The sequence below is a fragment of the Gemmatimonadota bacterium genome (genome assembly GCA_040388625.1).
In the GTDB taxonomy this organism is placed as follows: Bacteria; Gemmatimonadota; Gemmatimonadetes; order Gemmatimonadales; family Gemmatimonadaceae; genus Fen-1247.
On record JAZKBK010000004.1, the window covers coordinates 97,750 to 111,767 of the forward strand.

Here is a 14,018-nt window from a genome sequence, read left to right on the forward strand (position 1 = left end):
ACGCGGGCGGGAATGCGGCGCCGTTCACGCCGTCAGTACGCGCCGCTTCTGCTGAAAAGCACCGGGATCGTCTTCAGCATGATCTTGAAATCAAGTGGTAGCGACCAGTGCTCGATGTATTCCCGGTCGTAGCGAACGACTTCCTCGAAATCCACGACGTCGCTGCGGCCGTTCACCTGCCAGAGACCGGTGATACCGGGCTTGGCGTCAAGTCTGCGGAAGTGGTGGTCTTCGTACGATTCCAGATCCGACTCGAAGAAGGGGCGAGGGCCGACCAGCGACATGTCGCCGATGAGCACGTTCCAACACTGCGGCAGCTCGTCTATGCTCCAGCGCCTGAGCCACGCGCCGAAGTGAGTCACGCGCGGATCGTTCGGAATCTTGAACAGGCGCGGATCGCCCGTGCGGTTGAGATGGGCGAAATCTTCCTTCTCGTCATCGGCACCGACGCGCATCGTCCGGAACTTGAGCATCCGGAAGCGCTTTCCGCCCAGACCGGCGCGGTCCTGCCAGAAGAAGATCGGACCCGGCGAATCCAACCGGATCACGAGTGCAACGGCCGCCATGATCGGCGCGAGTATCACCACGGCTAGCACGGCGCCGACTACATCCACTGCCCGCTTGACGACCAGCGCCTGTGCCTTGAGCAGCGGCGCACCAAGCTCGAAAAACGGCTCGTCCTTGTGCCAGACGAGCAGTGGCCGTCGACCCGCAATCTGTACCGACCTTGCGGGATAGAGGAACTCGCATCCCGCCGATAAACTGATGTCTAAAACCTCACGAACCTGCTCTTCCTCGAGGTGCGACGCCACGATTACCGCCTCGGCGCCGACCGAGCTGATCGCGTGCGCAAGCCGGGTAAGCGCTTCACGCTGCTTGCCGTCGCGACCCAGAGTCAGAGTCCCGATCGGCCGGTAGTCGCCGCCAAACTCGGTGGTCATCTGGTCGAAGTTCCACTGTTCGGCGTCGGCGCGCTCGACCACGATTGCCGGCGTCGCGCCGTTGGGGCCGGGCCAGATCTCGCGCAGGAACCACTGCGTCAGCCGGCGTTCGGCGGCCAGAATGATCCAGAGCCCTGCCGCGACCACCACGAACAGCTGAAGGGTCACCAGTGCCCCGTGGATGGCCACCAGAGGCCATAGAAAGACCGCGGCGGCTACTCCCGAGGCTGCGGCGAGGCGAGCGGCCTGATACAGATGCACGCCCCGGAAATAGTTACCGGTGACGAGAAGACTCGCGAGCAGGACGACGGCCGGAGCGGGACCGAATGGCGTGGGAATGCCACCCAGGAGGGGGACACTTTGCGAATTGGCCAGCGCCCAGACGATCGATTGGATGAGCAGCACCGCCGAGACATCGGCGACGCCAAGGACGAGGAGGCGCTTGATGAGGCGGACAGCGTGCCGTCTGACCGCGACTGGGCGGCGCTGACGCAGTACGCGCGCCGGCCATTCAGCTGTTGCACTGGGGGCTCGGCGGCCTGGAACGGTTTTGGGTAACGAATGGAGCCTTAATCGCTGCGCTGGCTCGGATGACGAATCAGGCGTCATGCAGATCGGGCGAAATTGATCGAACAGAGCGGTTGGACATCCTCGTCGGGCGACCCGCGCAAGTATCTGGCCAGATGACCCGCCCGCCCAGCGGTTGCGTCACTTGAAGGGGGAGTACGAGATGGAAACGCTCGTGTTGTGCACATCCACTATAGCCGGGCCCTTACAACCGGAGATGTTCTGGAAGTTGTAATTCAGCCTGTCGCCGAAGCTCACGTTGCCGGACAGATACCCTCCGCCGACATTGTGGCCTGCGCGAACTCCTGGCATGATGGACACGTCGTGATTGCAATACCCAAGGTAGGCCGGCCACGTAAAGGTGCTTCGCACATCTTCGTTCCAGCGGATGCGATTGAATGTTACACCAATTGCCCCACCAGACCAGATCCGGTCCACGGCCAGCCACTGACTCGAGCCGCCAGGCCCGAATGACGCGCCGATTGGCAGGCCAAGCTGGGTGTAGCCCTGAATCACCCGGCGGCTGGTATAGAAAACGCCGACCGGACGGTTCTTGAAGTCGCCACTCTGTTCCAGCGTGGTCACTTCGCCCTGGACCCGAAATGTCGGTTTGTCGATTGGCCCGGGGCGTCGGTACTGGAGACCGAGCGTGTAGCCGTGGGAATGGGTCGGATCGACGATGAAGTCATGCAGTGAAGCAGGCAGCTCCTGGCGCGCCCATTCGGTATATGCCTCGAAACCATCGTCCGGGAATACCCACCGGGCGAAGAGAGAGAATAGCTGATCGCGGCCGCCGGGCGTGAGCGACGAATCCGACGGCAGGTGATTGGCTGGGCTGCCCGTATTGGCGAAGACGTCGAACCAGCGAAAAGGGACGGACCCATATCCACTTGACGTCGCGTAAACGGCGCGAGTAACACCGAGCGTGAGCGTGGGTTGGAAGACCGGCTGCCACGTGACCGCTGCCGCGGCAATCGAGCGCACGTCGTTCGCTTTCGTTGTATCGAAGAATTGTGATTCCGACAGCGCGCCAACGAACCAGTGCGCCTCGAAGTTTCCAACGCGCGTCTTGAATGGTCGCGCGGTACGCATCTCCAGCCTGGGAATTCCGGCAGCGTTATCGCTCATGATTATGGCGTTCCGAATGCCGGGACCCCACCACATGTTCTCGGACGTCGCCCCAAACTCGATCGCGCCGCTGTTGTACCAGATTCCCGACTGACCTGGGGTCAGTCGCCCCATGGGTGAACTGCTGAAGCGCCACGGCAGATCCGCCGAATACGGTTGCGCGTACCAGCGATTCGCGAAACCACCGCCATCACGGGACTGCGGCGCGTAGGCGAGGTAGTAGTAATACCCATTCTTGCGCGATATCTGATCGAAGCGCGCGTTGATGGTTGTCCAGAACTCAGGTGCTACCACGACGCGAAGTCGTCCCGTCGAAAGCTCGGCGCCACCGGTGAGACGTGTGGACACACCACGTCCGGCCCACATGCCGCCTTCGTTGAGTGAGAGCGGAATCGCGCTGTTGACTGTCATGTGGACGTCGGGCGCCAGCCATTTGAGCGACCGTCGCGCAGGAACGAGAGTGCTGTCACCGAAAAGAATCGTCGATGGCGACCGGACGAGATACGCACCCAGATGTGCCGTATCGCCCGCCAGCTGAGACAGCCGAATTCGATCGCTGGCATCCGACGTCGGATATGTAATGGGACCGATCTGACGTTGCGGCCGGGCAGTCTGCGCCGAGAGTGGCAACGCCGTGACGCCGAACGTGAGTGACAGCATGAGCGCCATCCACGGAGTGCGTAGCTGCGCGCGCTGCTCGTAGCGAGTAGATTGGGCCGAGCGATGCGACACACGTCGCATGGGCGGCTCCGTCAGTTTCATTTGCGTCACCGATGCCAATTTACTCCAACAGGGTCACTCGCAACACCATCCGCAAGGCCATCCGTGCCGCCCTGGCTGGCGGCATCGGACTGGTCGTCATGTCGCAGACAGCCATCGCGCAGAGCGAATCCAGTGTTGCCGGCGCGCGAGGCGGGATTCCCGCAGGCTTCGAGCTCGACAACTACGTGCGCTATCTGCAGACGCTCGGGAAAGTGCCGTTGGGAGCGTGGGGGCTGCGACCGTTCTCCGCTCCGGAAGTCGATTCTTTGTCGAAGATTAGCGGAGCACACCCATGGCGAACGACCTGGATGTTCAAGTCCGACAGCGCACATCACTTCTCGGTTCTCCCACTCGCGGCCAACGTAGGCTTCAACAGCGCGTTTCCGTGGGGCAGCAACGACGGAGCGGTGTGGGCCGGACGTGGCGCGACTACGTCGTTGCAGGGTGGTGTTGCAGCCGCGTGGGGACCGATATCGCTGGTACTCGATCCGGTCGTGTTCAGCGCACAGAACTCGTCGTTCAAGCTCCAGCCGAACGGGCAAACCGGTAACGGACGATTTGCGAACGGGGATTTCCCCAGTGAAGTCGATCTTCCGCAGCGATTCGGCGATGGAGCTTACTCGCGTTTCGACTGGGGTCAGAGCACGTTGCGCATCGACTGGTTCGGCGTGTCGGCGGGGTTCAGTACTGCCAATCAGTACTGGGGGCCGGCGACCGTCTTTCCCGTGATACTCGGCAACAACGCCGCTGGAATTCCACATGCGTTCCTCGGAACGGAGCGGCCAACCAACATCGGAATCGGGAAGGTCCAGGCGCGGGTGGTATACGGGCTCGAGCGGCAGTCCGCGTTCTCGCCCGTCGTCGGGCCCGACACATTCACCGACGCGAATCACGCTGGAACAAAGCGCTTCATGTCGGGATTGGTGGTAACGTTCTCACCTGCGCCCATCCCCGGCCTGGAGCTGGGTGCGGCCAGGTTCTTTCACCAGGCGTGGTTCGGGAGCATAGGCTCTGCAGAGCTGAAGTCGCCGTTCGAGGGGATCCTCAAGAGCTCGCTAGCACGTGGTGTAGCGTTGCCGGGGATAGATGACAAGGACGCGTTGAAGAATCAGATCGCGTCGTTGTTCGGGCGATGGGTGTTACCGCACAGCGGATTCGAGTTCTATGCGGAGTACGGGCACGAGGATCACAACGCGGACATACGCGATCTGCAATCCGAGCCGGATCATTCACGTATCGCGATGGTGGGATTCAGGAAGGCATTTGCGACGAGTGACACGACGTTTCACGCGTTGAGAGCGGAGTATATCGACGGGACGGCACCGACGCTGAACAGGCATCGCGATGAAGGACTCATCTACGTGCACAGCCCGTTGCGGCAGGGGCATACGGAGGACGGGCAGCTGCTGGGGGCGGATATCGGAGTCGGTTCGCCGGCAGGGGCGCAGGTTGCGTGGGAGAGTTATTCACCGAGTGGGCGAAGCACTTGGTACGTGCAGCGGATCGTGGATAACAATCAGCGTACGTTAACGGCGTTCGACTTCACGTCCGCGAATGCGTCACACCTGTTTGCCACGATAGGGTATGAGCGATACCGTTTCGGGTCCGTCGCCGATCTGACGTATGGGATATCGATGACCCGAGGAAAACGTGATGTTGCATTCCCGGTGGAAACAAACATCAACGCGACGATCGGCATCGTTACCCATCTACGTTAGCTTGCGACATTCCGTGGAGTACTCGGCCGTGGTGACCATATGACTGGCAAGCCAAAGACGGCATTGATTTGCGGAGCGTCGGGACAGGACGGCGCATATCTATCGCAACTCTTAATCGAAAAGGGATACAACGTGGTGGGTACGTCACGTGATGCACAAGCCTCCACATTTGCGAATCTCCACAGCCTTGGTATCGCAAAGCAGGTCAGCCTCGCATCGATGTCCCCGACAGATTTCCGCAGTGTTCTGCAAATCCTGCAACGCGTGAAACCGGACGAAGTCTATAACTTGGCAGGCCAGAGTTCCGTCGGTCTGTCATTCGAACAACCCGTCGAAACATTGGAGAGCATAGGTACAGCAACGCTGAACTTGCTGGAGGCGATTCGCTTCAGTGATCTGCCTATACGCTTTTATAGCGCGGGATCAAGCGAAGTCTTCGGTGACACGGATGGCGCGCCGGCGAACGAAACGACACGATTCGCGCCTCGCAGCCCCTACGCGGTGGCAAAGGCCGCGGCGTACTGGCAGGTAGCCAACTACCGAGAGGCATACGGGCTCTACGCGTGCACAGGGATACTATTCAATCATGAATCTCCGCTCCGCCCTGAGCGTTTCGTAACCAGAAAGATCGTTGCCGCTGCCTGTCGAATAGCGGCTGGCAGCAGTGAGGACCTCGTGCTCGGCAACATCGAAATCGAACGCGATTGGGGATGGGCAGCTGAGTATGTCGAGGCCATGTGGATGATGTTGCAACGCGACCATCCAGATGACTTCGTAATTGCCACCGGAGAGACAAGATCGCTTCGCGATTTTGTCGCTGAGGTATTTTCAAATGTTGGTCTCAACTGGCGCAACCATGTTCGAACCGACCGGTCCTTGCTGAGGCCTACAGACATTCGCTACGGCGCGGCAGATCCAGCTAAGGCGCATAGCGAGTTGGGCTGGCATGCTCAATTTCGCCTCGCAGACATTGCAAGGCAGATGGTCTATGCGGAAGGCAATAATCGGCCCGTGTGAGCGTGGATACACGCAGCATCACACGGGGTTGCCATCCTCGACCCGTTCCGTATCTCCCCTGTAACGACTCACGTCGATGCGCGCGAGCCGTCGTAGTTGTTCTTCAAATGCCGCCGGGGAAAGTACCGTGCGAACCCAACGCCGACCACGAGCGCCCAATTCCGCAAGTAACTCGGGTGAGGCGCTCCAGAAGTCGTGTATCGCGCCCGCAACAGTCTCTTCGCTCGTTGATGCGAGCATCCAGCCACAGTGGACATCCGAAATCTCTGGAACTAGATCTATACTCGGCGAGAGGATGATTGGTAGCCCCGTCGCAAGCGCTTCGGCCACACTGTGACCAAAATTCTCTTTCATCGAGAGCGATATAAAACCGTCTGCAGCTTTGTAGAAATCGAACAGTTCGTTCCCGTATACGGGACCCATGAAACGGATATTTGACCAGCCTCTGGTTCGACACAATTCCTCCATCTCTGATCGCTTCAAATCGCCATCCGGACCCACCACAATAAGGGATACACCGTGATGCGGCGCACCACCAACAGCGCTGACCGTTTCCATCAATCGCTTCATGCGCTGCAGTCTGCCGACATACAGCAGTACACGTTCCGATTCTGGAATGCCGAGCGTTCGGCGGATCGCTGCGCGTCGTTCAGCCTTGTCGGCCAGGGGGATACTTTGCACGGGCCACGGCAGCGTTGATGTATTGTGCAGCGGTCCGACGACCGATTCAGCCTTTGCACATTCGCGCCGCGTGGCAAAAAGAACTCGCGCTGACTCGTGGACGAGCCGTTCGCCAACCAACTTCATCCACCAACGCTTTCGCATGGCGCGATACGAAAACACATATGGGTCCAGAGTACCGTGTGGAACGATCCAATACGGTATTCCGAGTTCCCGCGCATGTTTCGCTGCCCACTGTGCGTGGTACTGCAGTAGCATGTGGCAGACGACAAGGTCAGCTCGGTCCAGCACGCACCGGGCGCTTGCTAAAGCGCGATGATCCGCCCACCCGTACGTTTGTCCCAGCCAGCCTGGATCGCACCGGACGGATACCACGTCTGGGTTGCCGACGTCGTCACCCGCGTCTTGAAACGCCACGACCTGGCCTCCCAACGCCGACTGGAACTGACGGACCGACGTGGTCGTGCCACCGCTCGATCCAGAGAAGCGTCTACAGACGTGAACGACATGTAATCGTGTGTGGGGCACTCGCTTTACAGCGTCCCCGCCGGTCTCGAACCAGGTCTAAGCGGCATCCGCTGGTGTGAAACACTATCAGCCCCAGATTCGTTCGTCACCGACTCCGCGTCCGCAACTCTGCGCAAACTGCGCCAAGTGTCGCGAATGAACGCCAGAAAGAGACCCAGCACCAGACCCAGTGCAAGTGCGAGCGCGGTCGTCGATCCAATCCGTCGCGAGTCGGGCGCGTAGGGAAGTTCCGCGTCCTCGAGAACAGTGATCGCCGGCATATCGCGTACTTCGTCTATCCGAGCTCGTTGGTATGCCTCGACGAGCGACGTGTAAAGCTGTTGTCGCATTGCAACATCTCGGCTGAGGCGATCCCGATCTAACTGCAGCTGCGGCGTCGCAATTTGACGATTTGCCTCGAGAAAGGCAGTGAGACGGTCCTCAGCCTGGCGTAGCTCGCCTTGAGCTACCGTGAGGCGTTGTTCGATAAATACCCGCTCAGGTGTGGCACGACCCTGTTGTGTACGGAGATTCAAGCTGTCGATTTGATCAATTATGCTCGCTGCGAGTTCCTTTGAGAGCTCCGGATGTGCGGTGGTGACCCGAAGCGCGATAGCTCCAGTCTTGGACACTGTCGTGTTTACCTGCCTCGTGAGCAGGCCGACCGTTCCGTCGACACGCTGTTCGAGAGGCGCGGGGCCAGAGCTGTAAAGATTGACCAGTCGACCCGTCACGGTTCGTCCACCGTCCTGATAAGTATAGGAGGAAAGTGATACGGGTCGTAACACCTCCCTGGCCGTCGCAAGGTCGGCGTACGCCTGCGGAGTCATTCCCGAGCCGCCCAGCGGCAGCACCAGTCCGAATTGCGAGGCGAGGCCCGCAATCGACTGGGTTTGGGACGGCTGCGACTGGGGTCTGAACCACGCCGTCGCCGTGTAGGTGGTTCGACGAAACACCGCATGCGTAAGTCCGGCAGCACCCACAACCAGCATAGTGACCACAATTAACGCTCGGCTGCGCCAAATGCCTCGGCCGAGCGCCGCCACGGATATCTGATCAGGGCCTTCAACGAACACCGGTGGCTCAGTGAGATTCATCAGACGGGTATGCGAGAGCTGATACGGGGTGGGAGGGATAACGCAGCGTTCTGTCTTCCCGACCAGAATGGCACGTACGTCGCCCTCAAGAAGTATGCGGCGCAAACGGATAACAGCACATTCATCGGATACGCCTCGAAGATTATTGTCGTGAACCCATACAAGCTGAATATGGCGGTCGCAACGTAGAGGTCCAAGCGACGACTACACACCACGACTATAGCCCAGGTTGCACAAAAGATTGCGAAAAAGACAGTACCCCCAATGCCCAGATTTCCTACTATGCTTGCGTAGGTGGAATCGACAATCGTCGGTATTACGTCGGAACGAAGGCTCGCTCCACCGTTGGCAAATAGTGATACTGCGGTATTCGTGACGTATCCGAACGCGGTCGGGACTAGCTCGATATGGCGAAATAGGTCTGCAAATATCTGCACACGAGTACCGCCCGAAACCGTAACGTAGTCTGCTTGCCTTCCCGTAATCACCGGGAGTAACGGAACGATCACGCCCGCAGCGAGCCCTCCCAACGGGATAATCAGCCAGACACGGCGAATGCCGAGCGCAATCAGGGCTGCGACAGCCGCAGTGGCGATCAGGCCGGTGCCAGATTGGGTGAGAAACACGCTAACCGGTGCCACGCAGTAGATGGCCCAGCGCTGACGTGGGCTTGTGTCGTAGAAGTGCACAAAATAAAGAGTAACAACAGCAAAGAAACCAGCGGTACTTGGGATAAGGAAGAACCCGGGTACGCGTGCGGCGAGACCGAGAACGTTTGCGCCATACCAGTGACTCATGTAAAACAGTTCAACAACCTGCAATCCAAAATGGACGAACAGGAGCGCTGCTAGTGTGCGTGCAATCCGCTGCATGAGGAGATCGTCTACGAATTCGTAGACAAAGAATGCGACGAACACGGGCAGAATCCATCGCAGCCCGGCTAATGCTAGGGTCGGACTATCGGAAGCGAGCGAAGCCGCGATAAGTGTATACAACAACAAAATCAAGAAAGGAATCGCGAGAACGTTCGTGCGGCCGGACCGCGCCAACTTCGCGATACCTAAAGCGACAAGCGCGACCATGAGCACGTCCTTTACGAGCTTCAGGTAAACGGGTGTCGAAGCAATCACCTGCGAACGGATTGAGCCCCCGAAGAGAGCAAGCACGTCACCAATGCTCACGAAGGGTGTAAGCACAAGCGCAAGGATTATCAATTTTCTGGCGAGCGCCCGAATGTCAATTGTCACTTCGTTGATGTCCCTCGATGCTCGACTAGTGCGCCCACGAAAGCAGAGACCCGATCGACTTGTCCGCGCCAGCTCTTCTCTCTCAGTACAAACGACCTACCACGGCGTCCAATAGCGCGCCGCTCGAGCCTCGACATGCTCGCTACCCTTCGCAACCCCTCTGCCAAACTCGCTGGCGCGCCGTCGCCCGACACCACAGCAACATCGCCATAGCACGCTTGTACCGCCGGTGTACTGCACGTGGATACCACTGGGACACCGGTTGCCAGATACTCTATCAGCTTGGATGGAAAAAGATAGCGCGCAGACTCGGTCGATGCCGAATGCGGGTTGACCAAGACATCGGCCCGGGCATATAACTCGTGGAGCTTCTCCTGCGCCGGAAACCCCCAATACGTGATCCTGGCGTCGTGATCGGCAGCCTGGCGAACAAGCGCTTCCAAAGGGCCGCGGCCAGTGACCCAAAGCTCGAACCCCTCGCCATCAAGCATGGCAAACGCCGACAGGAGCAATGGCACCCCCTTTAACTCCGACAAGCCACCCGCATACATAATGATGCAGCGCGAATCACCATCGGCCTCGCGGTCGATCAACTGCAACGGGTCCATCAAGGATTCCGGTACGGCACCGTCCAGTTCCATACATGGAACCGCCGGAGCAAAATCCTCCACCACTGCTTTCGTGAGGACCACAAGCCCGTCAAATAGCGGCAGTGTACGAATTTGAAGTTGGAAGTCCAGAAGTCGCAGAATTGTCCTGGGTAGCAGTCCCTGCCCCGGGACCTGAATATCGGCGACGATTGCGACCACGGGCGTTCGTGTCAGGCGGCCAGCGACAATGCTGACAATTCCCGGGGGACTATACAGGTTGTAAAGCAACACTACGCGAGGCCGATGTCTCTCTCTCCACGCCCACGCGAGAAGTCTGGGGAATAACGCGAATCCGCTCGTGAGAGTCTTTAAGGGACCATAATTTACGAACGGCAGCAGAGTCATCGGGATCGTCTTGCACAGCGTCTCCCTTGCCCCGAAGAGCAGCGTCCGACATTTCGGATAGGACTGGACGGGTCGCAGTGAGTACACGCGCGTCACATTCAGTGACGTCGACCCCAACGCCTCCAAGAGAGACTCCTGGAATTGCGCACCGGCGGGACTATATGCGGCGTTCTCTCCATTTCGGCCTTCATCATCCAAAATTCCCACAAACGCACACGCTATCCGCCCGGTGCCAGGAGAAGGCGGCCCGCTGCTTACCGAATGCGAGTCAGGCAAACTGCTCACAGCATGCGCCGATAAATTTCCGTGGTGCGAAGTGCGCATTGCATCCAGGAAAATTCCGATGCACGGCGCGCACCCAGGAAGCGGAGGTCCCGCGAGCGACCAGAGTCTCCAACTACAGCCCGAAGCGCGCGCGCGATGTCGTTAACATCAGCCGGATCGAAGAGTTCTGCCGCGTCTCCAACAACTTCCGGAAGAGAACTCGTATGCGAGCATATAACCGGACACCCGCAATTCATTGCTTCCAGTGGTGGAATGCCAAACCCTTCGTAAAGCGAGGGGTACAAAAAAGCCTCGGCGTTCTGGTACAGCTCCGCCAACGCCCTGTCGTTGCCATGCCGGTGGATCAGCAGCGATTGTGGCATCCCACTTTCGGAAACAAGCTGTGCTTCGCTTGCGGACCAAGCCCCTCCGCCGAAGCATACGAGGGCCACGCCCTTCGACGGAAGTCCGCTCTTGAGAAACGCCAAGAGAGCCATTTTGAAGTTCTTGTACCCTTCTCGCTCGCCGACATAAAGAACGTATGGCATGGGTACCGACCGTGGATAAAGACTGGCGGTCCCAAAACTATCGTTGGCCGCGAGGGGAATAACGGAAACGCGCTCCGGGTCGACGTCGATGCAAGTTAGGAGATCCTGTCGCGTGGATTCTGAAATGCAAATCACGTGCGATGCTCTTTGCACCGCGGCGCGCTTACGCCGCGCCGTGGGATCATCAGGCCGAAAGAACTGCGGAAACAACTCGTGGATCATGTCAAACACCGTTATTACCGTCGACGAGCATGGTGTTCCTGACACGTCGGAGAAATACGTTTCGTGAACAATGTCCGGCCTCATACGGCGGAGATGGCGGTGGCTGACCCGCGCATTCACAGCAAATCGCAAGGCACCCGTACCGCGTATGTGTGGCACGTACGTGCCCACCAGGGGCACGTCTCGGCGCTCCGCCAGGAGCACATTCATGTGTAGCGGCGCGACTACTGATGTTGCGAACTCCGAGTTTGCCGCTACTCCCGCGGCCAGCTCCACGAAGTAGCGCGACACGCCACCAAAACGCTGACGTGAGAATATCTGGTGATCGTACACGAGCTGCGCCATTAATCGTTCGTACGCGGCCTGTCCGCTGGCTCAATTGACTTGACAATTGTTGCAGGGTTACCGGCAACGACCGTCCATGGTGGCACGTCCTTGGTAACGACTGATCGCGCGGCTATAACTGCTCCCTCCCCAACGGTCACGCCTTTCAATACCGTAGCTTCGAACCCGATCCAGACCTTATTGCACACCGTGATAGGGGAAGTGTCTACCGTTGTCCAGTCTTTGCCGGCAATCAACGGAAGCCCAGCACGATGAGCCTTTACTTGAGCCGCCATGTCCGCAATCCGATGGCGGAAATTCAGCGAGTGCCCGTTGTGATCGTATAGATAACACCCCCATGCGATCATCACGTCATCACCAATCGCAACTCTCGAGCGCGCAATGACTTGTGTTCCGCCGCCGATATAGCTCCGCGCTCCTACACGAATCTCGCCGGCGTCGGACTCGAAGGTAAATATTCCACCAACAATCGAGTCAGCGCCGACGTGAACGGATCCGCCCGCGGCCTGAAAATTGAAACGCGTCGATTTAAGTAATATCGAGGTGGATTCAATCGTAATCCTACGATCCGTGCGTGCGACCCTTCGTGGATCGTACAGCAGCCGCCGAAGCGCGTCCATGATCATATGCTGGATGACGGCATGACGTGTTTCGGCACCAATGAGCTCGTCAGCCTCCGAATGGCGCGAGCCGGCGCCGTGACAAGCCTGGCAGTGAGGCTGGAGCGCAATCGATAGCTATGGCCGTCTCTGACCATTACTGCACGATCAGCGCCGTCACGGACGACGTACCTGTATGGCACGCCAACTCGGGATTGCGCAAAGCCGAATCGGATAGCGGCCTGCTTAGCACCCGGTTGCACATCCACAGGTTTGCCGCTAATAGCGCCGCGGATTATCGCGACCAATTCCTCATGCGTTGGCGGGCGAATCACGCCGCCCATGTCTTCAAAGATATGTCGCCCAAGCATTATTGATGGCTTCCCAAGATAGACGGCTTCAATGGCGACCGTCGAGCCAAAGGTTACGACAATATCCACAGCCTCAATCAACGAATACGTGTGAACCGGTGAAGAAGCCTCAATGACATACAGATCAGGATAATCCCGCGCGATTACGGCAAGTTCCCGCGTCTGCGCATTGTCTAGCCCGATCAAGTTTGGATGTACACGCAACACAAATTGCACACCGCTGCAATCGGCAAAGGCCGCGAGAAGTTGACGAATACCGTCGGCCTGATTGGCGTAGAGCGGCGGCTTCCATCCATCGATCGCGACGAATTCGTCCTCGGACGATATGAATACGCCGACGCGCAGCCCGTCGGTTTGAAGCCTCTCTGGAATGCGACCGGCTTCTTGCTTCCCGGTGAACGACATTCCATCAGCCGGACGACTGGCAATCCGTGCTTCATACCATGAATCTGCAATCTGCGCCTTCTCCTCTGGGGTTTCCGTTGCTTCGTCGAACGCGCTGTTGAAGACGTCCTTTAGCGTCGCCAAGTCGTGGGGATAGGTATTGGTTGTCGTGAGGTAACGATCGGGCGAACCCCCTACCTCGTATACAACTGTCCTCACTCCCGACGCCTGTCCGGCCCGTAGGGCTGGCCTCAGACTCGCAATACGACCGTTAAACAAGAGCAGTACGTCCGGGCGGAGACGGGCAATATGATTCACAATTGAGAAATGGACGACGGCCGCCGCTCGAATTCCCTCTACGATTCCCGCGCGATTCGCGTCCAGATCCGGGTTGGGATCCCTAAGCGAACTGACAACGCTACTTAGTACCGCCATTCCAATATCGGAACCATCCACGGTGAGGGATCGGAGTTCCTCTAGCGTCCGAAAAGGAGTCCGCGCAATGGTGGCGATGCGCCTTTGCTGGTCCGGCGTTACATCCAAGAAATCGGCAACAGTAAATCGGCCGCGAAGCCATTCGAATCCGGACTTAGCGCGAGAGCGACACAGTGTGCATACTGACCAC

The 14,018-nt window shown here is 58.7% G+C and carries 11 protein-coding genes; 2 read left to right on the plus strand and 9 right to left on the minus strand.

Annotated features, from left to right (window positions below; translation table 11 throughout):
- Positions 1–32 precede the first annotated feature (32 nt).
- Together V4529_08970 and V4529_08975 are read right to left on the minus strand one after the other, a co-directional pair.
- The gene (locus tag V4529_08970) at positions 33–1,346 is read right to left on the minus strand and encodes a sugar transferase (protein MES2358460.1); all 1,314 of its coding nucleotides are present in this window, start codon (positions 1,344–1,346) and stop codon (positions 33–35) included.
- Positions 1,347–1,649: 303 nt separating this feature from the next.
- Complete coding sequence (locus V4529_08975; GenBank protein MES2358461.1) at positions 1,650–3,398, minus strand: capsule assembly Wzi family protein; 1,749 nt, start codon at positions 3,396–3,398, stop codon at positions 1,650–1,652.
- An 11-nt stretch (positions 3,399–3,409) separates the two neighbouring features.
- On the opposite strand from V4529_08975, the gene V4529_08980 reads away from it, so the two are divergent.
- Complete coding sequence (locus V4529_08980) at positions 3,410–5,116, plus strand: capsule assembly Wzi family protein (protein MES2358462.1); 1,707 nt, start codon at positions 3,410–3,412, stop codon at positions 5,114–5,116.
- A 39-nt stretch (positions 5,117–5,155) separates the two neighbouring features.
- Entirely contained in the window at positions 5,156–6,133 is a 978-nt protein-coding gene (locus V4529_08985; protein MES2358463.1) for a GDP-mannose 4,6-dehydratase, read from the plus strand.
- 18 nt (positions 6,134–6,151) lie between these two features.
- Here the strand turns inward: V4529_08985 and V4529_08990 are convergent, their stop codons facing one another.
- The 7 genes from V4529_08990 to V4529_09020 form a co-directional block, all read right to left on the minus strand.
- Positions 6,152–7,342: a glycosyltransferase family 4 protein gene (locus V4529_08990; protein MES2358464.1), complete on the minus strand. Its 1,191-nt coding sequence runs from the start codon at positions 7,340–7,342 to the stop codon at positions 6,152–6,154.
- Positions 7,343–7,347: 5 nt separating this feature from the next.
- The gene (locus V4529_08995; GenBank protein MES2358465.1) at positions 7,348–8,277 is read right to left on the minus strand and encodes a GNVR domain-containing protein; all 930 of its coding nucleotides are present in this window, start codon (positions 8,275–8,277) and stop codon (positions 7,348–7,350) included.
- Between the two features lie 140 nt (positions 8,278–8,417).
- On the minus strand, positions 8,418–9,665 hold the full coding sequence (locus V4529_09000) for a hypothetical protein (GenBank protein MES2358466.1): 1,248 nt from the start codon (positions 9,663–9,665) through the stop codon (positions 8,418–8,420).
- The gene (locus V4529_09005; protein ID MES2358467.1) at positions 9,662–10,474 is read right to left on the minus strand and encodes a glycosyltransferase family 4 protein; all 813 of its coding nucleotides are present in this window, start codon (positions 10,472–10,474) and stop codon (positions 9,662–9,664) included. Before V4529_09005 ends, V4529_09000 begins: the two co-directional genes overlap by 4 nt.
- 467 nt (positions 10,475–10,941) lie before the next feature.
- The gene (locus V4529_09010) at positions 10,942–12,039 is read right to left on the minus strand and encodes a glycosyltransferase family 1 protein (protein ID MES2358468.1); all 1,098 of its coding nucleotides are present in this window, start codon (positions 12,037–12,039) and stop codon (positions 10,942–10,944) included.
- The gene (locus V4529_09015) at positions 12,039–12,659 is read right to left on the minus strand and encodes an acyltransferase (GenBank protein MES2358469.1); all 621 of its coding nucleotides are present in this window, start codon (positions 12,657–12,659) and stop codon (positions 12,039–12,041) included. Before V4529_09015 ends, V4529_09010 begins: the two co-directional genes overlap by 1 nt.
- Before the next feature lie 2 nt (positions 12,660–12,661).
- Complete coding sequence (locus tag V4529_09020) at positions 12,662–13,537, minus strand: hypothetical protein (protein MES2358470.1); 876 nt, start codon at positions 13,535–13,537, stop codon at positions 12,662–12,664.
- Positions 13,538–14,018 lie beyond the last annotated feature (481 nt).